The 22,281-nt window shown below is 66.3% G+C and carries 19 protein-coding genes; 4 read left to right on the top strand and 15 right to left on the bottom strand.

Going from position 1 to position 22,281, the window contains the following annotated elements:
• Positions 1–14: 14 nt before the first annotated feature.
• The 3 genes from ACQCSU_RS12120 to ACQCSU_RS12110 form a co-directional block, all read right to left on the bottom strand.
• Complete coding sequence (locus tag ACQCSU_RS12120; RefSeq protein ID WP_426979775.1) at positions 15–1,679, bottom strand: IucA/IucC family protein; 1,665 nt, start codon at positions 1,677–1,679, stop codon at positions 15–17.
• Positions 1,680–1,775: 96 nt separating this feature from the next.
• Complete coding sequence (locus tag ACQCSU_RS12115) at positions 1,776–2,060, bottom strand: DUF1540 domain-containing protein (protein ID WP_354238685.1); 285 nt, start codon at positions 2,058–2,060, stop codon at positions 1,776–1,778.
• Positions 2,061–2,392: 332 nt separating this feature from the next.
• On the bottom strand, positions 2,393–2,833 hold the full coding sequence (locus ACQCSU_RS12110; protein WP_426975521.1) for a protein-tyrosine phosphatase family protein: 441 nt from the start codon (positions 2,831–2,833) through the stop codon (positions 2,393–2,395).
• Between the two features lie 150 nt (positions 2,834–2,983).
• Here ACQCSU_RS12110 and ACQCSU_RS12105 point away from each other — a divergent pair, with 150 nt between their 5' ends.
• Positions 2,984–3,277, top strand: a complete 294-nt coding sequence (locus ACQCSU_RS12105; protein ID WP_426975520.1) for a DUF4287 domain-containing protein — start codon at positions 2,984–2,986, stop codon at positions 3,275–3,277.
• Positions 3,278–3,301: 24 nt separating this feature from the next.
• Here ACQCSU_RS12105 and ACQCSU_RS12100 read toward each other — a convergent pair whose 3' ends face one another.
• The 8 genes from ACQCSU_RS12100 to ACQCSU_RS12065 all read right to left on the bottom strand — a co-directional run bounded on the left by ACQCSU_RS12100 (position 3,302) and on the right by ACQCSU_RS12065 (position 14,752).
• Positions 3,302–4,279 carry an ABC transporter substrate-binding protein gene (locus ACQCSU_RS12100; protein ID WP_426975518.1) on the bottom strand — a complete coding sequence of 326 codons (978 nt, stop codon included), beginning with the start codon at positions 4,277–4,279 and terminating at the stop codon, positions 3,302–3,304.
• Between the two features lie 75 nt (positions 4,280–4,354).
• Positions 4,355–6,388 carry an ABC transporter permease gene (locus ACQCSU_RS12095; RefSeq protein WP_426975517.1) on the bottom strand — a complete coding sequence of 678 codons (2,034 nt, stop codon included), beginning with the start codon at positions 6,386–6,388 and terminating at the stop codon, positions 4,355–4,357.
• Positions 6,388–7,422 (bottom strand): quaternary amine ABC transporter ATP-binding protein, encoded by a 1,035-nt coding sequence (locus ACQCSU_RS12090; RefSeq protein ID WP_426975515.1) that lies wholly within the window; start codon positions 7,420–7,422, stop codon positions 6,388–6,390. The genes ACQCSU_RS12095 and ACQCSU_RS12090 overlap by 1 nt, the downstream gene beginning before the upstream one ends.
• The gene (locus ACQCSU_RS12085; protein WP_426975513.1) at positions 7,419–8,948 is read right to left on the bottom strand and encodes an aldehyde dehydrogenase family protein; all 1,530 of its coding nucleotides are present in this window, start codon (positions 8,946–8,948) and stop codon (positions 7,419–7,421) included. Before ACQCSU_RS12085 ends, ACQCSU_RS12090 begins: the two co-directional genes overlap by 4 nt.
• Positions 8,945–10,690, bottom strand: coding sequence for a choline dehydrogenase (betA, locus tag ACQCSU_RS12080; protein WP_426975512.1), 1,746 nt, complete (start codon positions 10,688–10,690; stop codon positions 8,945–8,947). The genes ACQCSU_RS12085 and betA overlap by 4 nt, the downstream gene beginning before the upstream one ends.
• Positions 10,691–10,749: 59 nt before the next feature.
• The gene (locus tag ACQCSU_RS12075) at positions 10,750–13,257 is read right to left on the bottom strand and encodes a GcvT family protein (RefSeq protein ID WP_426975511.1); all 2,508 of its coding nucleotides are present in this window, start codon (positions 13,255–13,257) and stop codon (positions 10,750–10,752) included.
• 76 nt (positions 13,258–13,333) lie between these two features.
• Entirely contained in the window at positions 13,334–14,296 is a 963-nt protein-coding gene (gene purU, locus ACQCSU_RS12070; RefSeq protein ID WP_426979774.1) for a formyltetrahydrofolate deformylase, read from the bottom strand.
• A 105-nt stretch (positions 14,297–14,401) separates the two neighbouring features.
• Positions 14,402–14,752, bottom strand: a complete 351-nt coding sequence (locus ACQCSU_RS12065; protein ID WP_426975510.1) for a bifunctional 3-phenylpropionate/cinnamic acid dioxygenase ferredoxin subunit — start codon at positions 14,750–14,752, stop codon at positions 14,402–14,404.
• Positions 14,753–14,988: 236 nt separating this feature from the next.
• Between ACQCSU_RS12065 and ACQCSU_RS12060 the strand changes: the two genes are divergently transcribed.
• The gene (locus ACQCSU_RS12060) at positions 14,989–16,179 is read left to right on the top strand and encodes an NAD(P)/FAD-dependent oxidoreductase (protein ID WP_426975508.1); all 1,191 of its coding nucleotides are present in this window, start codon (positions 14,989–14,991) and stop codon (positions 16,177–16,179) included.
• Positions 16,180–16,249: 70 nt separating this feature from the next.
• The gene (locus ACQCSU_RS12055; RefSeq protein ID WP_426975506.1) at positions 16,250–17,383 is read left to right on the top strand and encodes an aromatic ring-hydroxylating oxygenase subunit alpha; all 1,134 of its coding nucleotides are present in this window, start codon (positions 16,250–16,252) and stop codon (positions 17,381–17,383) included.
• On the opposite strand, the gene ACQCSU_RS12050 is transcribed toward ACQCSU_RS12055, so the two are convergent.
• Positions 17,380–18,186, bottom strand: coding sequence for an IclR family transcriptional regulator (locus tag ACQCSU_RS12050; RefSeq protein ID WP_426975504.1), 807 nt, complete (start codon positions 18,184–18,186; stop codon positions 17,380–17,382). The two genes, ACQCSU_RS12055 and ACQCSU_RS12050, sit on opposite strands and share 4 nt — an antisense overlap.
• Positions 18,187–18,391: 205 nt before the next feature.
• Between ACQCSU_RS12050 and ACQCSU_RS12045 the strand changes: the two genes are divergently transcribed.
• Entirely contained in the window at positions 18,392–19,399 is a 1,008-nt protein-coding gene (locus ACQCSU_RS12045) for a bile acid:sodium symporter family protein (protein WP_426975503.1), read from the top strand.
• Between the two features lie 23 nt (positions 19,400–19,422).
• Here the strand turns inward: ACQCSU_RS12045 and ACQCSU_RS12040 are convergent, their stop codons facing one another.
• From ACQCSU_RS12040 to ACQCSU_RS12030, 3 genes are read right to left on the bottom strand one after another with little or no spacing between them, the layout of a single operon-like run.
• Complete coding sequence (locus ACQCSU_RS12040) at positions 19,423–20,457, bottom strand: DUF2891 family protein (protein WP_426975501.1); 1,035 nt, start codon at positions 20,455–20,457, stop codon at positions 19,423–19,425.
• A 27-nt stretch (positions 20,458–20,484) separates the two neighbouring features.
• Complete coding sequence (locus ACQCSU_RS12035) at positions 20,485–21,456, bottom strand: DUF979 domain-containing protein (RefSeq protein ID WP_426975500.1); 972 nt, start codon at positions 21,454–21,456, stop codon at positions 20,485–20,487.
• A complete protein-coding gene (locus ACQCSU_RS12030; RefSeq protein WP_426975498.1) occupies positions 21,453–22,172 on the bottom strand; it encodes a DUF969 domain-containing protein in 720 nt (239 codons plus the stop codon). The genes ACQCSU_RS12035 and ACQCSU_RS12030 overlap by 4 nt, the downstream gene beginning before the upstream one ends.
• Positions 22,173–22,281: the final 109 nt, after the last annotated feature.

The following is a 22,281-nucleotide window of genomic DNA, read 5'->3' as shown; positions in this document are numbered from 1 at the left end:
CCTGTGCGTCCGTGTCAGGCGAAGCGGGCCAGCGGGTTCCGCAGCCGGCCGGCCATCTGCAGGCCGCCGGACGGGTCCGTGAGGTCCAGCATCTGCTGGTTGTTGCGCAGCTGCAGCCGGTTCAGGCAGGACAGCTCGAAATCCGGTGCGAACAGCTCATGCCGGGCGATCTGCTCCTGAAGTTCGGGGTGCTCCGCCTGGTATTCCCGGAGGACGGCCGCGGCAGTGCGCCAGAACTCCTCGCCGCTGAGCTGGCCGTCTTCCTCCAGCAGGGCGCTGAGGAACCTGAAGATGCAGTCGAAGACATCGGTGAAGATGGCCAGGACCTTCTCATGATCGGCGATGTCCACCTTGATCCGTGAGATCTCCTCCGGCAGGTCCAGCCGGTCGCCCATGACCACGATTTCCTCGGCAATGTCTTTCATGACGGCACTGACGGGAACCCCGTTTTCCAGCACCAGGATCACGTTCTCTCCGTGCGGCATGAAGGCCAGTTCGTATCGGTAAAGACAGTGCGCCAGCGGGACGAGGTAGGCCTCAAAGTACCGGCGCAACCACTCCGCAGGCGCCAGCCCGGACTGTTCGATCAGCGCCGACACCATCGGCCTGCCTGCAGCATCAACGTGCAGGAGTGACGCCATGGTGGTCAGTTGCTGCCCTTGTTCCAGCAACGGCAGGGGGCTTTCCCGCCAGAGCGCGGACAGCATCTTCCGGTACGGCGAATCCTTGGCTGCCGCCGCCTCGTAGTAGCCGTTGTGGTACCCGATGGCGGCGACTTCCCGGATGACCTTGAGCCCGCGCTTTTGCAGGGCTTCGTCGTTGAGGATCAGCTCGCCGAGCCAGTCGTTGATGGCTGGAGTGGCCTTCATGTACTGCGGCGACAGCCCCCGCATGAACCCCATATTCAGCACCGACATCGCCGTCTTGACGTAACACTTCTCCGGCGAGACGGTGTTGAAAAACGTCCGGATGGACTGCTGGGCCTGGTAGCTGTCCGCTCCGATCCCCAGATGGACGATGTGCTGCTGCGCTATTTCGGCGGCAAACGTCACGGTGAGCTTGTTGTCCCACTGCCACGGGTGGACCGGCATCAGGAAGTATTCCGCCGGATCCAGGCCCAGGACGCCGAGCTCGGCGTCAAAGTAGGAGAGGGCAGGCGCCCCCAGTTCGGCCTCCAGATGGCCGCGGACGCCCAGCCCCTCGCTGGCGGTGAAGGCGGCTCTGCTCCGGTGGACCGCAATCCACTCCAGCTGCACGGGCGCCGCTTCGGGTGCGAAGGCGCGGTAGTCGGCGATCCCGAAGCCCAGCCGGCCGTTGTTGGCCACGAAGCAGGGGTGGCCCTCGGCCATGCTGCGCTCGATGGTCTGGAAGTCGACGGCGACGTCGGCCCCGCGGGTCACTCCGGCTGCCAGCTCCGCGGCCGGCGGCTGGCCCATCCACTGCTTGTACGCGTGGCTGGCGAGCGTGCTGCTGATTTCCTCGAGATAGACCGGGAGCATCTCCTCGCGGATTCCCAGGGTGTCCCGGAATTCCGTGATGAAGCGCAGGGCATCCAGCTCAAGCCCCTCCCCCGGGGGACATGTCCCTTCTTCAGCCCGTGGCCTGGACATGTCGGAACATGCGCCGGCGTCGAGGCGGCAAATGGACATGTCCGCGATGGACCAGTGGTCGAGCTCCATTTTCCGGGCGGCGAAACGGTACTCCACGGAGCCGTCGTCGCTCACGACGCGATAGTCCGCCGGCCCGCCGTGGCCCGGCTCTCCCGCTGTGTGACCCTACCTGTGTGCGTAGGTCAGGCAATCGGCGTTGTCGACGCCGGGGCCGACATGCACTTCGGGGGCCTTGCACATCAGATGGTCATTATGGGTGCACTCGGAGCGCTGGCAGGCTCCGACGTCGGCCAGCACCTTGGGCAGGCCGCCGTGGACGCCGATATCGATGAAGGTGGCGCAGGAGGCATGATCTTCGGCGCCGCCGACGGTGATGGCGGCGGCATTACAGGCGGAATGGTCGTTGAAGGAGCAGTTGGTTACGCTGCAGTCGGCTACGTGCGTCGTCATCGGAAGGTCCTCGCGGTTTCGGTCGCCCGGGCTGGGCGGCTCCTTGCGTCCCACGGTAGGCCGCGCCAAGGCAATCAAAAAGACCCAATCGTGTGACGTATTTCCAGGGAATCTGTGACAGTCGGCGCCGGACGGCACCGTTGCCTCGCCCTTGACGGCCCGGCCTGGTCTGGGCCGACGTCGTGTGGACCTACGACGGCCGTCCGCGTGAGCATCTTTGCTACCAGCTCATCGACGGACCTGTGGGGTACCAGATTGCCGTGCTCACGCCGATGGCCTGAGCGCGTATGTCGGTCTTGAGTCAATGTGCCGGTCGTGAGTCAATGTGCCGGTCATTCGCCCGGGGCACGGAAGCGCGCGACGTAACTCCGCTGCCAGGGCGTCTCCACTGCACCCCGGCGGTAATGCTGCCGCACGAAGGCGACGGCCCCGGCGGGCGGGACACCGTCCAGGACAGCGATGCAGGCGAGGGCGGTGCCAGTCCGGCCGCGGCCGCCCCAGCAGGCGACCTCAACACGCTCGGTTTCGGCGCGGCGCCATGCCTCCTTGAAGGCGTCCATGGCGTCGAGATCATCCGCGGGCAAGCGCAGGTCCCGCCAGCGGACCCAGCGCGACGCCCAGTCCACCGGCCGCGGACGTTTGCCCAGCAGGTAGAGTCCGAACTCGGGCCGTGACCCCGCTGGAAACGGCGCCAGCAGGGCCCGGCCCCGGATGGTCCGCCCGGAGGGAAGACTGAGCACACCGGCCTGGCCTGGCTCCCACGTCTGCGTCATGATTCCGAGCGTAGTCGTTCCGTCGGCGGCATCGAAGGGGTGGGGCCATGGGGCTGATTGCGCCTGAATTTCGGCCGGGAGACTCTGGCGGTAACGGAACGTGCTCCTTAGAGTGTCCAAGGAACGCCCTCCGCTGAAAGGAAGCCACGAATGTCATTCCAGGCGTACCTCGACACGATCGAGGACAAGACCGGGCTGACCCCCCGCCAGCTCCTTGAGATCGCCCAGCAGAAGGGCTTCGCTGACGCGTCAGTGAAGGCCGGCGCGATCCTCGACTGGCTGAAGGAGGACTACGGGCTGGGGCGCGGCCATGGCATGGCACTCGTCCATGTCATCAAGCAGGGACCCGACATCGGCATGAAGCATGTGGGGGCCACCGGCGCGCACAGCGACGAGTCGGACGTGCTCTGGCTCGACGGCCAGGCGACGAAGCCCGCGAGCTAGAGGGTGCGGCCCGGACAAGGGCCGTTATTTGAGCCACGCCTCCACCGCCTGCGGGTGGGCCTCCACCCACTTCTGGGCAGCGGCTTCCGGCGTGGCGCCGGCCTGGATGTCCGTGGCCACCGAATTCTGGTCTTCGTTGGTCCAGGTGAAGGACTTCGCCAGCTTGGCCGCCGGTGAGCCACTGTCCGCGAACTTCTTCGAGATGATCTTGTTCAGTTTGTAATCAGGGTAGTCACACGCCACTTTCTCCGGATCCGCATCGCAGCCCTCGGTCCATTTCGGCAGGTTGACTTTTACCAGGGGAACCTCGGCGAGGAACCACTGCGGATCGTAGAAATACCCCAGCATCGGCGTCTTGTTCTTCTCTGCCGTGCGGAATGACTGGATCAGCGCCGCCTCCGAACCGGAGAAGACCACCTTGTAGTCAAGACCGAGGTTCTTGACCAGGGCCTCGTCATTGGTGACAAAGGCTGGATCGCCATCCAGGAGTTGGCCCTTGCCTCCTGATTCGGACGTTGTCAGGAGCGAGGCGTATTTGTTCAGGTTCTGGCTGTCCGTGATATCAGGGTATTTTTCTGCCATCCACGGTGGTACGTACCAGCCGATCTTTCCTGAGTTGCCTGTGGGCCCCGCGTCAACGGCGACAGCCTGCTCGGTGATGTACTGTTTCGCAAGATCGTCGTGGCCCCAGTTTTCCATGATCACGTCCACTTCGCCGGAACCGAAGCCTTGCCAGGAAATCTGTTCTGAAATGTCTTTTTGCACCACGGTGCAGCCGAGCTTGTTCTTCGCCACGTAGCTGTAAACGGCCGCGTTCGCCGTATATCCCACCCAGGCGTTGAGTGCCACGTTGACGGTTCCGCAGGGCGCCTCCGTCGTGCCTGGGGCCGTCGCTGCCTGGTTGACCGTGGCACCGCCGCAACCGGCAAGCAGCAAGCCGGCCGCTATGGTCCCGGCAACCGTGGGAATGGTTCGTTTCAATAGCTGTCCGGCTCTGTTCATGGGTACATCTCCTTGTTCTGGTGCGGGTTGGGAGAGCGTGCGTTCTTCAGCCTGTCGCGTTGGGGCTTGAGGCGTTTATGGTGCGGGTGATGTGGATGTGGGGATCCTGCGTACGGGAATGGCGGCGGCCGCCTGTGTCATGCGGTCCAGCAGGATGCCCAGGAAAACGATGGCCAGGCCGGCCGCGAGCCCCTTGCCGAAGAGCGAACTCTGGACGAATCCCGCGACGACGTCGTAACCCAGGCCGCCGGCCCCGACCAGGGCGCCTACCACCACCATGGCGAGGACGTAGATCAGGCCCTGGTTGGCGGCCAGTGCAAGCGACTGCCGGGCCATGGGCAGCTGCACCTTGGTGATGACCTGCCAGGGGGTCGAGCCGCTGGCTACTGCGGCCTCCACCACGGTGGGGGAGATTCCGGCAATTCCGTCTGCCGTGATCTTGATGGCCACCGGTGCCGCGTAGATGATGCCGGCGACGATAGCCGTGAACCGGGTGGCTCCGAAAAGCCCCAGGAACGGGACGAGGTAGACAAAGGCCGGCATGGTCTGGGCGGCGTCAAGCATGGGCCGCATGAACTGGTCAATCCTGTTGGACCGGCCCATCGCCACGCCGAACACGACTCCCAGGACCATCACCACCATCGTGGCCACCAGGGTGCCGGCGAGCGTGACCATGGCGTCGCTCCACAGCCCGAGGAAGATGATCACGGCCAGGCAGAATGTGGTCAGGGTGGCGAGTTTCCAGCCTCCGATCGCATAGGCGGCCAGGGCGATGACGGCCACGAGGACAAAGAACGGGGTGTCGGTCAGCAGCGACTGGAAAGGATTGAGGATGCCGGTGGTCACGGCTTCCCGGAATGAGACCGTAAACAGCGACAGATGGGTCTGCAGCCATTCGCTGGCGGCCGTCACTCCGCTGACAATGGCCGGTCCGATGTTCAGGTCCTTCGGGAACGCTGCGGCCCAGAGCATGGTCCGGGACAGCTGCACCAGCACCACCGCGAGCACCAGCGTGACGGCAAGGAGCACCAGCCGGGTGCGGGGCGGCATCTTGCTGCGCTGCCGTGCCCCCGGCTCTGCCCGCTGGCTGGCCGCCGTGGTCACCCGGTCCAGCACAATGGCGAGCAGGACGATGGACAGTCCAGCGTTGACCGCGGTGCCGACGTCGAGCGACTGCAGCGCCCGGACCACCACCTGGCCGAGCCCCGGAGCCGCAATGAGGGCCGCGATGGTGACCATTGACAGGGCGGCCATGGTGGTCTGGTTGATGCCCATCACGATGGTGCGCCGGGCCATCGGCAGCTGGAGCGTGACAAGCCGTTGCAGGCCGGTGGTGCCCAGCGAGTCCGACGCCTCCCGGGTATCGGCCGGAATGGACCGGATCCCGTGCGCCGTCAGCCGGATCACCGGCGGCGCCGCGTAGATCACGGTGGCGATCACGGCGGAAGCGGGGCCGATCAGGAAGATCAGGGCCAACGGAGCCAGGTACACGAACGTCGGGAGCGTCTGCATGAAGTCGAGCACGGGCGTGACGGCTTTCGCCGCGTGTCCGTTGACTCCCGCCATCACACCCACGGGGATGCCGATCAGGAGGGTCAGCAGCACCGCCGTGATGACCAGGGCGAAGGTGTACGAGGCTTCGACGAAGAGCCCTTGCAGGCCGAAGAAGATGAACACGGCCGCCGTCAGCAGAGCCACCCGGGCGTTTCCGACGGCATAGGCGATCCAGCTCAGCAGTGCCACGGTTCCCAGCCAGCCGATTTCAGGGAGGCGCAGGCCGGTGGCGCTGGCCGCGAAAATCGTGATGAACACGTTCGCGACCGCGTCGACGGCGGCCCGGAGGGGGGAAAGTACGAACAGGAAGACGGGGTTGCCGCTCCGGTTTGCCGCAACCCAGGCGTTGAACTGGTTCAGGGAGCGGTGCAGGTCGGTCAGCTCCGACGCCGGCAGCGTCAAGGTGCCGGTGCCGTGCAGGATCAGGAAGCCCAGGAGCCAGAGGACCCCTGCGCCAGCCAGCAGCATGGTGCGCCGGCTGGGCCTGCGGCGGGGTTCACGGACGGGGACGCCGCCGGCCTGTACCGGGGCTCTGTCACGGACGAGGGTGGACATTAGGCCGCCGCTTCCGGGCTGCGGAGCACCGAGAGGATGCTGTCGCGGTCGATCTGGCCGGTAATCTTGCCGGCGTGCTCCACCAGGACAGGGCAGGAGGACTTCATCACGGTGGGAATGGCGTCCCGGATGATGGTGCCGCCGCTGAGGACAGGGGCATCGGCAGGAGTGCCGGGTTCCACCGGCCGGGTAATCCATTTCAGCGTCAGAACGTCGGCGCGGGGTACTTCGGAGACAAAATCCTCGATGTACTGGTCCGCCGGGGACCCCACGAGCTCGTCGCCGGTACCGCACTGGACGGTCTCGCCGTTGCGCATGATCAGGATGCGGTCGCCCAGTTTCAGGGCCTCGGAGAGGTCGTGGGTGACAAACACCATGGTCTTGCCCATGTCCTTGTGCAGGCGGATGATCTCGGCCTGCATGTCCCGGCGGATGAGCGGATCCAGGGCGGAGAACGGTTCGTCGAACAGGATTGTGTCCGGGTCGCCCGCAAGGGCGCGGCCCAGGCCGACCCGCTGCTGCATGCCGCCGGACAGCTGGTCCGGAAAGTGCTGCTCGTACCCTTTGAGCCCCACCAGTTCGATGATTTCCCGGGACCGGGCGTAGCGCTCATTCTTGGCGGCGCCGCGGATCTGCAGGCCGTAGGAGACGTTGTCCAGGACGGTGCGGTGCGGGAGGAGGCCGAAGTGCTGGAACACCATGGACATCTTCCGCCGGCGTAGTTCGCGAAGCTCTGCGGTCCCGGCCTGCAGCACGTCTTTGCCGTCCACCAGAACCTGCCCGGAGGTCGGTTCGATCAGCCGGGTCAGGCAGCGGATCAGGGTGGACTTCCCGGAGCCGGAAAGTCCCATGACCACAAACACCTCGCCCTTGGCGACGTCGAAACTCAGGTTGCGGACGGCGGTGACGCAGCCGGTGCGTTCCAGCAGTTCCGCGGAATTGAGGGCTGAGAGTTCTGGATTGCTGGGTATCTTGTCGCCACCGGGTCCAAAGACCTTCCAAAGGTTGCGCACTGATATGTCGGGACTGTTCATTGCTGCACTCCTGCCTCTGAAGGCTCGAACCAGTGGCTGGGCTTGGGGTCGATGTTCTGCCAGATGTGTTTGGTTTCGCGGTACTCCGCGAGGCCCTGCAGGCCCAGTTCGCGGCCGTTGCCGGACTGGCCGAAGCCGCCCCACTCGGCCTGCGGCACGTAGGGGTGGTAGTCGTTGATCCACACCGTTCCGTGCCGCATTCCTCCGGCGACCCGCTGGGCCCTGGAGGCGTCGGAGGTCCACACCGCGCCGGCGAGGCCGTATACCGTATCGTTGGCGAGCCTGACGGCTTCGTGCTCCGTGGTGAAGGTTTCCACGGTGAGCACGGGCCCGAATGACTCCTCCTGCACCACCTGCATTCCGCTGCGGCACCCGTCCAGGATGGTGGGTGGGTAGTAGCTGCCCCCGGCCAGCGGCCCGGCGTCGGGGATGAAGCCGCCGCACAGCAGCGTGGCGCCTTCGGCGATGCCGGCCTGAACGTAGGCATGGACTTTGTCGCGGTGCGCGGCGGAGATCAGCGGCCCCGTTTCGGCCCGTTCGTCGAAAGGCCCGCCGAGCCTGATGGTCCGTGCCCGCCGGACCAGTTCCGCCACCACCTCGTCGTGCGCCGACTCCTCGACCAGGAGCCGGGTTCCCGCCGAGCACACCTGGCCGGAGTGCAGGAATACGGCCGTCAGGGCGTTGTCGATGGCCGCTTCCCGGCCGGCGTCGGCAAAAATGATGTTCGGGTTCTTTCCGCCGAGCTCCAATGCCACCCGCTTCACGGTGGAAGCGGCAGCTTTCATGATGGTCTTTCCGGTGGGCAGCCCTCCGGTGAAGGAGACGAGATCCACCCGGGGGTCATCGCTCAGGACCGACCCGACGGCGGGTCCGGCGCCTGTCACCAGGTTGGCCACGCCGTCGGGCAGTCCCGCCTCACGGAGCGTATCCATGAGCAGGATGGAGGTTGAGGGCGTCAGCTCGCTCGGTTTCAGGACGAAGGTGTTGCCGGCCAGAAGCGCGGGTGCCACCTTCCAGGAGGCCTGCAGGAGCGGGTAGTTCCACGGGGTGATGAGGCCGCAGACGCCCACCGGGGCGTGGACCACCCGGCTGATGGTGCCCGGAACGCCGGTGTCGATGACCCGTCCGGCATCCGTTCCCGCGATGCCGCCGTAGTACCGGAAGCAGGCAGCGACATCGTCGATATCGTACTCGGCCTCCACGTAGCGTTTCCCGGTGTCCAGTGCTTCCGCCCTCGCATACGCGGCTTTGTCCCGTTCCAGCAGTTCTGCGGTGCGGAGCAGGACCCGGCCCCGCTCCTTTTCGCTGGTTCCCGGCCACACGCCGTCGTCAAATGCCGTGCGGGCGCTGGCGACAGCCGCCTCGGCATCCGCAGCGGTGCATTCGGCCACCTCGGCCACGGTCCTTCCGTCCGCGGGGCAGATGATGGTCCTGGTGTTGCCGTCAACCGGCGGGGTCCAGCGGCCGTTGACGTACGCGCCGCGGACCGTCCCGTTGACCGTTTCGGAGAGCTGCACGGCGTTCATGCGCGGCCCACGCTGGTAGCGGGCCCGGCCGCCGCTAACGGTTCACCTTCAGGGTCCGGGATCCCGACGTCGGCCCCCGGCTGCACGGCCCGGTGCCGGTAGAACCCGGCTTCTTCCGCCGGCAGGGGCTGCCGGCCGAGGATCAGGTCGGCGGCCTTTTCGGCCAGCATCATGACCGGGGCGTAGATGTTGCCGTTGGTCACGTACGGCATGGCCGAGGCGTCGGCCACGCGCAGGCCGGAGGTGCCGTGGACTTTCATGGTGAGCGGGTCAACCACGGCCAGGGGGTCCGAGGCCGGTCCCATTTTCGCCGTGCAGGAGGGGTGCAGGGCGGTTTCGGCGTCCTTTGCTACCCAGTCCAGGATCTCCGCATCCGTCTGCACGGACGCGCCCGGTGAGAGTTCGCCTCCGCTGTATGGAGCCAGGGCCGGCTGGCCGAGGATGTCCCGGGTGACGCGGATGGCTTCGACCCATTCGCGCTTGTCCTGCTCCGTGGACAGGTAGTTGAACTGCAGGGACGGGTGCACCGACGGATCGGTGGACGTGATTTTCAGGCTTCCCCGGGCGTCCGAATACATGGGGCCGACATGGACCTGGTAGCCGTGCTTGGCATCGGCCTTCTGGCCGTCATACCGCACGGCCACCGGAAGGAAGTGGAACATCAGGTTGGGGTAGGAGACGTCCTCGTTGGAGCGGACGAACCCTCCGCCCTCGAAGTGGTTCGTGGCGGCCGGGCCGGTCCTGCCCAGGAGCCACTTCAGGCCGGTCAGCGGATAGCGCCAGAGGCTGAGGTAGGGCTGCATGGAGACGGGCTGGGTGCAGGCATGCTGGACGTAGACTTCCAGGTGGTCCTGCAGGTTTTCGCCCACGCCGGGAAGGTCCACCACGGGCTGGATTCCCAGCGACTTCAGGTGTTTCGGCTGGCCCACGCCGGAGAGCTGCAGGAGCTGGGGGGTGTTGATGGCGCCGCCGCACAGGACCACTTCCCTGGCGTCCACGTTGCGGAGCCGGCCGTTCCTGCGGTAGCTGACCCCGGTGGCCACGGTGCCGGTGAAGTTGATCCGGGTCACCTGCGCCCGGGTGCGGACGGTCAGGTTGGGCCGGCGCCGGTTCGGCCGGAGGTAGGCGCGTGATGCCGAGAGCCGCCGGCCCTTGTGGACGTTGCGGTCAAAGGGGCCGAACCCTTCCTGCCGGTACCCGTTGACGTCGTCGGTCCTGGCGTGCCCGGCTTCCTGGGCCGCCGCGAAGAAGGCCCGGAAGAGGGGGTTGCGGGCCGGGCCGCGTTCCAGCACCAGGGGCCCGGCGTGGCCGCGCAGCTCGTCGGCCGGGTCCGCGGCGAGGGCGGTTTCCAGGCGCTTGAAGTACGGCAGGCAGTGCGCGAAATCCCAGGCTTCCATCCCGGGATCGGCACCCCACCGTTCGTAGTCCAGGGGGTTGCCGCGCTGGAAGATCATGCCGTTGATGGAGCTGGAGCCACCCAGCACCTTCCCGCGGGCGTGGGCGATCCGGCGTCCGTGCATGTGCGGTTCGGGGTCGGAGCGGTACCGCCAGTCGTAAAACCTGTTGCCGCTGGGGAACGTCAGGGCCGCGGGCATCTGGATGAACAGGTCCCAGGGGTAGTCGCTCCGGCCCGCTTCCAGCACCAGCACGGTGTGCGTCCCGTCGGCGCTGAGCCTGTCGGCCAGCACGGATCCGGCGCTTCCCCCGCCGACAATCACGTAGTCGTAGCTCTCGTTGGTCATGGTGTACATCTCCTTGGGCGTGGTCTCGGGATTCGTTGAAGTGCCTGGATGGAATCGGTTCAGCCGCGCAGGCGCTCCATCCCCGGATCAACCAGGGGTTCTGCAGTCACGGTGGCCGCGATGCGGGTCCCGAAGTATTCGATTTCGACGGTGTCGCCCTCGGCGGTGTGGGCCGGCAGCCAGGCATAGGCGATCGGCTTGCCCACGGTGTAGCCGTAGGCGGCGCTGGTGACGTAGCCGGCGGGTTCGCCGTTGAAGTACACGGGTTCCTTGCCCAGCACCACCGAGGTGCCGTCGTCGACTGTCAGGCAGCGCAGCTGCTTGGTGGCCGGCTGCCCGCGGCGGGCGGCGAGGGCCTCGGAGCCCACGAACGATTCCTTGTTCTTGCCGATCGAGAAGCCAAGGCCGGCCTGGTACGGCTCGTGCTCGGGGGTCATGTCGGTGCCCCAGAGCCGGTAGCCCTTTTCCAGGCGCAGGCTGTTGAAGGCCGCGCGGCCGGCGGCAATGATGCCCTGTTCCTGGCCTGCGGCGAACAGGAGGTCCCAGAGCTTGAGCCCGTAGTCGGCGGACGTGTAGAGCTCCCAGCCGAGTTCGCCCACGTAGGACAGCCGCATGGCGGTGACGGGGATGCCGCCGATCCGGACCTGCTTGGTGCGGAAGTACTTCAGGCCGTCGTTGCTGAAATCGTCGGTGCTGACCTTCGCGATGACCTCCCGGGCCAGCGGCCCCCAGAGCCCGATGCAGCAGGTGGCGCCGGTGATGTCGCGGACCTGGACCCACTGGCTGACATCCTGGGACGTCTGCTTGCGGGCCTCCCGGGTGAGGTAGTCGACGTCGATGTTGCCGTTGGCGCCCACCTGGAAGGTGGTTTCATCCAGCCGCGCAATGGTGATGTCGCTGCGTACCCCGCCGTCGCCCGCGAGCAGCAGGCAGTAGGTGACTGCCCCGGGTTTTTTGTCGATCTGGCCCGCGCTCAGGCGCTGGAGCAGTGCCAGCGCGCCGGGGCCCGAAACTTCCAGCCGCTTCAGCGCCGTCATGTCATAGAGCGCGACGCCGGTACGCGTCTTCCACGCCTCCGCTGCGGAAATGGGCGAGTGGAACATGTTGGCCCAGGGCTCGCGTTCCGGGGCCCGCCATTCGTCCGGCAGTTCGGCGAGGAGCGCGCGGTTGGCTTCGAACCAGTGCGGACGCTCCCAGCCGCCGGCCTCCAGGAAGTACGCGCCAAGTTCCCGCTGCCGGCAGTTGAACGGGCTGACCCGCAGCTCCCTCGGGGATTGCCGCGGCTGCAGCGGGTGCAGGATGTCGTAGATTTCCACGAAGTTCTGCTGCGATGTTTCGCTGACGTAGCTCTCGGAGGTCTGCACCTTCTCGAAGCGGGAAACCTCGCATTCGTGCAGCGGCGTCCGGGACTGGCCCTCGATCAGCAGCTCCGCCACGGCCTTCGCCACGCCTGCCGAGTGGGTCACCCAGACGGCTTCGGCGACGTAGAAGCCCCCGACGTCGGGGGACTCGCCGATCAGCGGGCCGCCGTCGGGGGTGAAGGAGAAGATGCCGTTGAAGCCGTCGGCGATTTCCGCCCCGCGCAGGGCCGGGAGCAGCTGCTTGCTGTCCTCCCAGCAGGGCAGGAAGTCTGCTTCGGTGAACTCCAGCCGCGACGGCATGCGGTGCTCGGACATCTGCCCGGCGGTGACTTCCGGGAGCGTGTCCAGCGCCACGGGCATGGGCCGGTGGGCATAGGAGCCGATGCCCACCCTGTCGCCGTGCTCACGGAAGTACAGGTCCTTGTCCTGGTGCCGGAGGATGGGCATCCTGGCTCCATTGGCCGGGTCCAGGGGGTTGGTGCCCAGGTTGGTGCCCCTGAGTTCGGGCACCGCGGTGGTCTTCACATATTGGTGGGCGAGGGGCAGGAGCGGCACGGCCATTCCTGCCATGGCGCCGATCTTCGGCCCCCAGAACCCGGCACAGGACACCACGATCTCCGCCGGGATCACGCCGTCGGGCGTCTGGACCCCGGTGACCCGTCCGCCGGACTGCTCGACGCCGGTGACGGCCGTCGACCCGAGGAACGTCACGCCCGCGGCCGTCGCCTTGCGGATGAGCAGCTGGACTGCGCGGGCTGCCGAGGCCAGGCCGTCGGAGGGAACATGCAGTCCGCCGAGCACCATGCCCTGGTCCAGCAGCGGATAGTGCTTGGAACACTCGTCGGGATCGATGAGGCGGCCTTCGATCCCCCAGGAGGTGGCGTAGCCCAGCTTGCGCTTGAGGTCTTGCAGCCGTGCAGGGGTGGTGGCGATCTCCAGCCCGCCCACCTGGTTGAAGCAGGAGACGCCTTCATCGCTGAGGGCCAGGAGCTTGTTGACCGTGTAGGTGGCGAACTCGGCCATCGTCTTGGACGGGTTGGTCTGGAACACCAGGCCGGGCGCGTGCGACGTGGAGCCGCCGGCCAGGTGCAGCGGACCCTGTTCGACCACTGTCACATCGGTCCAACCACGGGTGGACAGTTCGTCCGCCAGGTTTGCACCGACAATGCCGGCACCGATGATCACGACGCGGGGTGTAGCCCTCATACGGAAGCTCCTGTTCTTGACATACGGCATACTGCAGGGCGGCGAACCCGCTAAGGGCTCGCGGCTGTGGCGGGGTCTAGCGGAAGACGACGGTCCGGGAACCGTTCAGGAGCACCCGGTGCTGGCAGTGCCACTTCACTGCCCGCGAGAGCGCGATGGCCTCGGCGTCCCGGCCGGTGGTGACCAGGGAATCCGGATCCGCGCTGTGGTCCACGCGGAAGACTTCCTGCTCGATGATGGGGCCTTCGTCCAGCTCGACGGTGACGTAGTGCGCGGTGGCGCCCACCAGCTTGACCCCCCGGTCGTAGGCCTGATGGTAGGGCTTGGCGCCCTTGAACCCCGGGAGGAAGGAGTGGTGGATGTTGATGGCCCGGCCGAGGAGTGCCCCGGACAGTTCGTCGGTGAGGATCTGCATGTAGCGGGCCAGTACGACGAGGTCTGCCTGGTACTCGTCCACGAGGCTGAGCAACGTGGCTTCGGCCTCCGGCTTGGTGGCCGCCGTAACGGGGACATGGATGAACGGCAGGCCTGCTGCTTCCGCCATGGCGCGCAGGTCCTCATGATTGGATACGACGGCGACGAGGTCCGCGCCGAGGCTCCCGGCCTTCCAGCGGAAAATCAGGTCGTTGAGGCAGTGGCCGAATTTTGAGACCATGACCAGTACCCGCTGCGGCCGGTCGTCATGGAAGCGGAATGTCATCCCGAATTCGTCGGCGACCGCGGCGAAGTCAGCGGCGAGGGAAGCTGCGGTGCTGTTGGTTTCGTTCCCGATGCTGCCGGAAGAGGGATCGGGCGAGCCGGCGAAGCCCGACGGGCCGGGGGCGGGGATGGCTGAGAGAGTTCCCGTGAAGGCGGTGCGCAGGAACAGCGTGTTGCTCACATGGTCGTCAAATTGCTGGTGCTCCGCGATGTCGAAGCCCCGCACAGCCAGGAAGCTGGAGACGGCGTGGACAATTCCGCGGCGCTCGGGACAGGCCACTGTCAGGACGAACGGCGTCGCCTGCCGCCCGGGTGCTGCCGTGGTCTGCGCCGCCGGGATGTGTGCCGGCGGGGCTGCGAACTCCTGGAGCTCATTGCTCAGTTGTAGCGTCAAGGTCTTCCCCTCTTTGCCTGGATTGGAGTTTGGTTTAGTGCTGCGAAGGCCTTAGGCGTGTCCGTCAACCGTGAGGCCGGGAGGAAGGTTGGGAGCGTCTTCGGACTCCTGGACCATGATCTGGCCGTCCACCACCGTCACTGTGTGGACGCGGACGGGGAGTTTTGCCGGCGGGGCGTCCACGGCCCCGGTCCGCAGGTTGAATCTGGAGGCGTGCAGTGGGCATTCGACCTCGCACCCTTCCACCCAGCCGTCTGCCAGTGAGGCGTCCTGATGGGTGCACGTGTCGTCGAGTGCAAAGAGTTCGCCGTCTTCGGTGTGAAAAACGGCGATGGGCGGGGATGTGTCGAGCCGGAGTGCGTCTCCGGGAGCCAGTGCGCTGAGTGGGCATACGTTGTGCATTGAATGAACCTCTTTTTTCACTGGTGACGGGCCTGGCCCCCTGGAGGGTTGTGCCATCGTCAACGGCAATCACAATACGCAACAGAGTGATCTATGCCACTCGGCCTTGTCAAGGGTCCGGGCTTAACAGCCCGGGGCTATTGACACTGGCGAGTGGCGTAAGTCACGCTGTCTACCAGAAGACTGTTGTTGCGCTATACGCAATTGGTTGCAATTAATTTAACGGGAAGGCAGCCATGAGGACTTTGGCAATCGTGGGGGCATCGCTCGCCGGAATATCCGCCGCCCGGGCAGCCCGGGCGCAGGGCTTCAACGGGAGGCTCGTCATCATCGGTGAAGAGCCACATCGGCCCTATGACAGGCCGCCGCTGTCCAAGGATTTCCTGGCAGGCAAACTCCACGGCGATCACCTGTTCCTGGAAGCCCCCGGGATAGGGCCCGACGCCGAACCGTTGCAGGCCGAATGGATCCTCAGCGCCAAGGCCGTGCGGCTGGATGCGGAGTCCCGGACCGTCTTCCTCAGTGACGGCCGGGCCGTCCCGGCCGACGGCGTCGTGATCGCCACCGGGGCCCGCGCCCGGACCCTGCCCGAACTCGCCGGACTGGACAATGTCTTCACGCTCCGGACCCTGCAGGATGCGCAGGACCTGGCTCCCCAGCTGTTGCCCGGTGGCCATCTGGTGATCGTGGGGGCCGGGTTCATCGGCGCGGAGGTGGCCTCCACCGCGCGCGCTCTCGGAATGGAGGTCACAGTGATCTGCGCCTCCTCGGTCCCCTTGGCCGGCCCCCTCGGAGCCGAAATGGGTGCGGTCATGGCCAGGCTTCATGGCCTTAACGGGGTGGAGCTGGTGTGTGACGCGAGCATTGACTCCTACTACAGCGGTGAGGGAAACGTCACCGGAGTGCGGCTTGCCGACGGGCGCTACCTGCCCGCCGACGTCGTGCTGGTGGCAATCGGAGCCGCACCCAACACCGGCTGGCTGGCAGGCTCGGGCCTGCAGCTCGGCGACGGCGTCCTGTGCGACGGGATGGGCCGGACCGGCGTACCGGGAGTGGTCGCCGTGGGTGACTGCGCCGCATGGTGGGACGGGCGGTCCGCCCGGCATCACCGCGTGGAACATTGGAGTGCCGCCGCCGAGCGGCCCGCGCTGGCCGTGGCTGCCGTCCTCGACCCGGAGACCCCGCAACGCCCCGTGAGCCTGCCGTATTTCTGGTCCGACCAATACAACGTCAAGCTTCAGTTCGCCGGGCACGCCCGGGACGCGGACCGCGTGGCCATCGAGGCCGGCGATCCCGCGGAACACAGCTTCCTGGCTGTTTACTACCGCGGCGCTGATCCCGTGGCTGTGCTGGGCGCCAACCAGCCGCGGCTCTTCACCCGGTGGCGCCGCCGGCTCAACGCCGCAGCCTGCCTGGCACCCGCTTGAAAAACTGACACACCACTTGCGTGATTACCCGAATGACCACCCCGACGTCCGTCACCGCAGAGGAGCATTAATGACCACCGAAGTAGCCTCGCCGAGTCTCATCCCCACCCTGCCGGGCCACACCTACGTCAGCGAGGAAATCTTCCGCGCGGAACAGGAGCGCATCTTTGAACAGATGTGGTTCTGCGCCGTGCGTACCGCCGACCTCGAAAAGCCCGGATCCTTCAGGACCGTGCAGGTGGGCCGTGAGAGCGTGCTCATCAACCGCACCAGAAAGGGCGAGGTCCGGGCGTTCTACAACATCTGCCGGCACCGCGGCGTCAAGCTCTGCATGGAGGAATCCGGCGAGGCCAACCGCTCCTTCCAGTGCCCGTACCACGCCTGGACCTACGACCTCGAGGGAAAGCTGATCGCGGCTCCCAACCTGACGAAAATGCCCGACATCGACCGGAACGAATACGGGCTGGTGAAGGTCCATGTCCGTGAATACCTCGGGTATGTCTGGGTGTGCCTGGCTGATGAGCCGCCGTCCTTTGAAACGGACGTTATGGGCGCCATCGCGGAACGGCTCGGCGACCTGCGCGCGGTGGATGACTACGACATCGCCAACCTGAGCCTGGGCCGGCGCATCAAGTATGACGTCAAGGCCAACTGGAAACTCATCATCGAAAACTTCATGGAGTGCTACCACTGCGCCACCATCCACCCCGAGCTGACGGAGGTGCTGCCGGAGTTCGCGGACGGCCTGGCCGCGCAGTACTTCGTGGGCCACGGCGCCGAATTCGGAGACGACGTCAAGGGCTTCACCATTGACGGCTCCGAGGGACTGGACCGGATCCCGGGGGTGGGCGACGATCAGGACCGCCGCTACTACGCCGTCACCATCAAGCCCACGGTTTTCGTGAACCTCGTGCCGGACCACGTGATCATCCACCGGATGTTCCCGATGGCGGCGGACCGGACCATTGTTGAATGCGACTGGCTGTACCTGCCCAGCGTGGTGGACAGCGGCAAGGACATCAGTGCCTCGGTTGAACTGTTCCACCGTGTCAATGAGCAGGACTTTGATGCCTGCGAACGTTGCCAGCCGGCCATGGGATCGAAGATCTACGCCAAGGGCGGGGTGCTGGTGCCCAGCGAGCACCACATCCAAGCTTTCCACCGGTGGGTGACGGAAAAAATCGGCGGCGCCGGAACGGCCTAAGCGTCGATGTAGCCCATCTTCGCGCTGATGGAATGCCCGGCCTGCTTGAGCTCATCAATCAGGCCGGGTATCCGCTCCGGATCGAAACGGAACGCCGGCCCGGAAATGCTCACCGAACCAACCACTGCACCGCGGTGGTTCCGCACCGGGACGGCGACGGCGTTCAGGCCCGGTTCCAGTTCCTCATACACCGTGGCGTAACCCGCGTCCGCGATGCCGGCAAGCTGCCTTTCCAGTTCGTCCCGGGAGGTGATGGTCCGTTGGGTATAGGGTTCCAGTCCGGCTTCGGCCAGGACGCGGTTGCGCGCCTCGGCGGCCAGGGCGGCAAGCAGCACCTTCCCGCTGGAGGTGGCATGCAGCGGAGTCAGTCCGCCGATCCAGTCCTGGGTGGCAAGGGTGGACGGGCCCATGGCCTGGTCCACGTTCACCGCGTAGTGGGAGCGCAGCACCGCAAGGTTCACGGTTTCGCCGAACTTTTCCACGAGATCCTCCAGCTCCGGCCTGGCTTCCTTGACCACGCTCAGCCGGGCGGGGATGGCGCTGGCCAGCCGCAGGATGTTGAAACCCAGCTGGTATTTTCCGCGATCATTGTTCTGCTGCACCATGCCCCGGGCGTCCAGGGCGCTGAGCAGCCGGGACGCCGTGGACTTGTGGACCCCCATTTCCTCCGCGATCTCGCTGACGCCTGCATCGCCGGTGCGCGCCAGGATTTCCAGGACCGTGATAGCGCGGTCCACGGACTGCACGCCGCCATGCTGCGAGCCGGATTCGGGGTCAAGCGGGGAGAAGTCGTCGGCCATCATAGAAGCCATCGTCTCAAACGAGGTCAAGGGCCGCAGGGACCCCGCCGTCGGGGCAGCGTGCCGCACTTCGTGCCGACTGCTTCCGCCCGCCCGGCCTTCGGGCCTCCCCCGCTGGACGTGGCAGCTCGTCCAAAAAATCTGACATATTCCTCCGCCGGCCGGTCATGAACTGGCTCCGGCGCGGCCGCGGTGTCACCATGCTTGGATGCTTGAGGCAACCAAATCCCCCCAGTCCGCCCCGGAGACCAGCGCTGGCGCGGTCCCGGTCAATCCCGCTCTCGCCGCCGAGGCCAAGATCGCCCGCATCGCGGTCACCGTCTTCCCGCTGCTGGTCGTCGCCGCCGGCGTCGCCGGATACCTGCTGCCGGGGGCCTTCAAGCCCCTCGGCCCCAGCGTGCCGTACCTGCTCGGCATCATCATGTTCTGCATGGGCCTGACCCTGACGCCGCCCGACTTCGCCTCGGTCGCCAAGCGCCCCTGGGCCGTGGTCCTGGGCATCGTGGCGCACTACGTCATCATGCCCGGCGCCGGCTGGCTGATCGCCGTCGCCCTGAACCTGCAGCCGGAACTGGCTGTGGGCCTGATCCTGGTCGGCTGCGCCCCCTCCGGCACGGCCTCCAATGTGATGGCGTTCCTGGCCAAGGGCGACGTCGCCCTCTCGGTCGCCGTCGCTTCCGTGTCCACCCTGATTGCCCCGATCGTGACGCCGCTCCTGGTGCTGTTCCTGGCCGGGTCCTACCTGCAGATCGACGCCGGCGCCATGGTGCTGGACATCGTCAAGACCGTCCTCCTGCCGGTGATCGCCGGTCTGCTGGCCCGCCTGTTCCTCAAGAAGCTCGTCGCCAGGGTGCTGCCGGCCCTTCCCTGGGCCTCCGCCGTCGTGATTTCACTGATCGTGGCGATCGTGGTCGCCGGGAGCGCCAGCAAGATCGTCGCCGCCGGCGGGATCGTGTTCCTCGCCGTAGTGCTGCACAACGGCTTCGGCCTGGGCCTTGGTTACCTCGCCGGCAAGCTGGGGCGCCTGGATGACAAGGCCCGCCGGGCGCTGGCCTTCGAGGTCGGCATGCAGAACTCGGGCCTGGCCGCGACCCTGGCCACCGCGCACTTCAGCCCGCTGACCGCGCTGCCGTCAGCAGTGTTCTCGTTGTGGCACAACATCTCCGGCGCGATCGTCGCGGCCTGGCTGGCGCGGCGCCCGCTGGAGGACGCTTAGGGTTCGGCGCTGGACCGATCTGACTACCGCGCGGAGACCAGCGCGTCCCAGGCGAAGCTGGCAAGCCAGTGGCTGGACATGAACTCCTCCGTGACGACCGAACTCAGGCCGGCCGAGAGCAGCGGCTCCAGCGCCTCGTCCAGGACATCCACGGCACTGGTGGCGCCGCCTGCCGCCAGGGCTTTCCGGATGCGGATGATCTGGCCGGCACGCGTGAGATTCAGTCCGTTGAGGTGGGCCAGGTAGCCGTCGGACTCATCCGTCACGGTGGCCTTGGCCAGGATGCGGGCATCCACGGACAGGCCGGGCAGGAATGCGTCAAACCAGCGGGAAAAGTCGTCGGCCTCCAGCACCCGCGCCATGAGGTCAGCCTCGCTGAGGCCTGCGGACAGGAAATCCTGGCCGCTCAGTTCCCACTCCCCCGGCCAGCCGGCGTCGTTCCTGAACCAGCGCAGGGAAGCCTGTTCGCATACTGCTGCGGCGTCGTCGCGGCCCAGCAGGCGGAAGGAATCCAACATCATGCCCAGTCCGAAGGCCGCGTTCGTGTGCAGTCCGTGCCGTACCGGGAACTCGGCTTTGGCTATCCAGCCGGCCACGAGGGATGCCACGATGTCCACCAGCGAGTCCAGGGCGGCTCCCCAGCGGAGGACCTGCTCATCCTCGGAGCTGGCGGCAGTGGCGGCCAGGCGCACCAGCCAGGCCCAGCCGTACGGGCGCTCCCAGCTGGGGTTGGCCAACAGGTAGGCGCCCTCCACCGCCAGGTTTTCCGCCGTGAGGTTGGCCTCCAGCGCGGTCCGCAGTGCCGCGTCCCGCCCGGCGTCGAGACCGTGCTCGAGCAGGCTCACGCCCAGCCAGGTCATGTGCACGCAGGAATGCCAATCGAAGGACGTGTGGAACGCCGGGTGCAATTCCTGCGGGCTGGGGCGGTCCGCCAAGGACTTTTCCACATGGTGCGAGGCGTAGAGGTAGGGCCTGGACAGGTTCTCCAGGACAATATCCGAGTATTGCTTGGCGAGTGTGTCCATCTCGACGGAAGCGTGGACGGTGGTGGCATTCATGCGTTCTCCTTGCGTTTCGGTTGCAGGCTAGTTGAAGCCCAGGAAGTACATCAGCCCGACGTTGGCGCCCAGCAACGGGATGGCGGTCGGGATCTGTGCCTTGATCACGCCGTATTTGTTTTTCATTTCCAGCAGCGCCGACGGGACCAGGTTGAAGTTGGCCGCCATCGGCGTGCAGAGCGTGCCGCAGAAACCGGCGAGCATGCCGATCGCGAAGATGATCGCCGGGGTGCCGTGGAAGGTCTGGACCAAAACCGGCCAGCCGATGGCCGCAGTCATGATGGGGAACGCGGCAAAGGCGTTGCCCATCAGCACCGTGAAGAGGAACATTCCCACGGAATAGACAAGGACCGCGGCGAGCAGCGAGCCTTCGGGCAGCATGCCCTTGGCCAGAGTGCCGACGGCCGTCCCCACGCCGGCCTTGGTGAACAGGATGCCGAGGGTGGAAAGCATCTGAGGCAGCAGCGCGGCCCAGCCAATCGATTCAAGAATGCGGCGCCCCTCGAATACCGGGGCCAGCTTCTGCTGGGGGCGCAGGAGCACCACCGCGACGACCGCGGCCACCACGGCGCCCACGGCCAGCGCCACGAGCGTGGTGTTGCTTGGATCGAACAAGGGCTGGCCGCCGATGTTCAACACCGGAGCCAGCAGCACGATGATGACGGTGACCACGGGCAGGGTCAAGGCCGGAATGAACAGCTTGTTGCCGAACTTGGCAGCGGACTCGGTGCGGCTGTTTACGCTGGTGGTCTTGGCTCTGCCGTCACCCAGCAGACCGGTGCTTGCCAGTGCGACCAGAACCAGCACGGCGATGCCGAGGACCCACGGCGGCGCCGTGCCGGCCTGGACCCAGGTGCCATAGAAGAAACACAGGCCCAGCAGGCCCCAGAAGGTGGAGCTGCCCCAGCGTTTGGGGTGGCTCGTGTCCCGGGCGATCAGGAATGCCCAGGCGACAAAAAGCAGGCCTATCAGCCAGTAGACGGCTTCAACCTTGATCATGCGTTTCCTCCGGCGGTGACGGTCTGCAGGGTCTTCTCTTCTTCTACTGGGCGGGCATCCTTGTCCAGCTGCCGGTCGAGGCGCAGCAGGCGGAAGCCGTGGATCAGAAAGGCGATGATTGCGGTGGGGATGGCCCACACGGCGAGCTCCAGCGGCTCCAGGTGAAGGCCGTAGGTGGTGTCGACAAACGTGGTGATCAACAGGATGGAACCTACGGCGACAAAGATGTCCTCGCCGAAGAACACGCCCACGTTGTCCGCGGCGGCGGAGTGTCCCTTGATCTTTTCCTTGACCTTCTCTGAGACCTTGCCGTAGCGGCGGAGAGCGGCGCCTTCCGCCATCGGGAAGACGAGCGGACGCACTGTCTGGGCATGGCCGCCGATGCTGTTCAGACCCAGCGCCGCCGTACCTTGGCGGACGAGCAGGTATCCGAGCAGCACCCGTCCGGCCGTCAGCTTGGCCAGCTTGGAGATCAGCGCTTTGGCCTGCTCCTGCAGGCCGTAACGCTCGATGATGCCGATCACCGGCAGCACCACGACAAAGACAGTCACGGAACGGCTGCTGGCAAAGCCGGAGCCGAACGCATTGAGGATTTCGAGTGGCGACAGACCGCCGAGGAGGGCTGTGACGATGCCGGAGACTGTGACAACGATCAGTGGGTTCAGGCGGATGGCGAAGCCAACGATCACCAGCAAGACCCCGATGAGTACGAGCATATTTATCCGTTCCCGCATGGGCCATGGCCGGTCAGCGGTCGATTGTAGTTGGTGAGGCACGGCCAACGGCCTGTCGCGGATCAACTCTCCACGGACAGTGGTGCCCGTC

Origin of the sequence: Pseudarthrobacter sp. O4 (assembly GCF_050157025.1) — a bacterium.
GTDB lineage: Bacteria > Actinomycetota > Actinomycetes > Actinomycetales > Micrococcaceae > Arthrobacter.
This window is presented reverse-complemented; position numbering and strand designations above follow the sequence as displayed.

Excerpts from the sequence above, each read along its gene's own strand:
- ACQCSU_RS12095 (WP_426975517.1), bottom strand. The coding sequence starts at position 6,388 with ATGTCCACCCTCGTCCGTGACAGAGCCCCGGTACAGGCCGGCGGCGTC.
- ACQCSU_RS12115 (WP_354238685.1), bottom strand. The coding sequence starts at position 2,060 with ATGACGACGCACGTAGCCGACTGCAGCGTAACCAACTGCTCCTTCAAC.
- ACQCSU_RS12105 (WP_426975520.1), top strand. The coding sequence starts at position 2,984 with ATGTCATTCCAGGCGTACCTCGACACGATCGAGGACAAGACCGGGCTG.
- ACQCSU_RS12040 (WP_426975501.1), bottom strand. The coding sequence starts at position 20,457 with ATGAATGCCACCACCGTCCACGCTTCCGTCGAGATGGACACACTCGCC.
- ACQCSU_RS12055 (WP_426975506.1), top strand. The coding sequence starts at position 16,250 with ATGACCACCGAAGTAGCCTCGCCGAGTCTCATCCCCACCCTGCCGGGC.
- ACQCSU_RS12110 (WP_426975521.1), bottom strand. The coding sequence starts at position 2,833 with ATGACGCAGACGTGGGAGCCAGGCCAGGCCGGTGTGCTCAGTCTTCCC.
- ACQCSU_RS12050 (WP_426975504.1), bottom strand. The coding sequence starts at position 18,186 with ATGATGGCCGACGACTTCTCCCCGCTTGACCCCGAATCCGGCTCGCAG.
- ACQCSU_RS12035 (WP_426975500.1), bottom strand. The coding sequence starts at position 21,456 with ATGATCAAGGTTGAAGCCGTCTACTGGCTGATAGGCCTGCTTTTTGTC.
- ACQCSU_RS12075 (WP_426975511.1), bottom strand. The coding sequence starts at position 13,257 with ATGAGGGCTACACCCCGCGTCGTGATCATCGGTGCCGGCATTGTCGGT.
- ACQCSU_RS12030 (WP_426975498.1), bottom strand. The coding sequence starts at position 22,172 with ATGCTCGTACTCATCGGGGTCTTGCTGGTGATCGTTGGCTTCGCCATC.
- ACQCSU_RS12100 (WP_426975518.1), bottom strand. The coding sequence starts at position 4,279 with ATGAACAGAGCCGGACAGCTATTGAAACGAACCATTCCCACGGTTGCC.
- ACQCSU_RS12060 (WP_426975508.1), top strand. The coding sequence starts at position 14,989 with ATGAGGACTTTGGCAATCGTGGGGGCATCGCTCGCCGGAATATCCGCC.
- ACQCSU_RS12085 (WP_426975513.1), bottom strand. The coding sequence starts at position 8,948 with ATGAACGCCGTGCAGCTCTCCGAAACGGTCAACGGGACGGTCCGCGGC.
- ACQCSU_RS12090 (WP_426975515.1), bottom strand. The coding sequence starts at position 7,422 with ATGAACAGTCCCGACATATCAGTGCGCAACCTTTGGAAGGTCTTTGGA.
- ACQCSU_RS12120 (WP_426979775.1), bottom strand. The coding sequence starts at position 1,679 with ATGGAGCTCGACCACTGGTCCATCGCGGACATGTCCATTTGCCGCCTC.
- ACQCSU_RS12065 (WP_426975510.1), bottom strand. The coding sequence starts at position 14,752 with ATGCACAACGTATGCCCACTCAGCGCACTGGCTCCCGGAGACGCACTC.
- ACQCSU_RS12045 (WP_426975503.1), top strand. The coding sequence starts at position 18,392 with ATGCTTGAGGCAACCAAATCCCCCCAGTCCGCCCCGGAGACCAGCGCT.
- betA (WP_426975512.1), bottom strand. The coding sequence starts at position 10,690 with ATGACCAACGAGAGCTACGACTACGTGATTGTCGGCGGGGGAAGCGCC.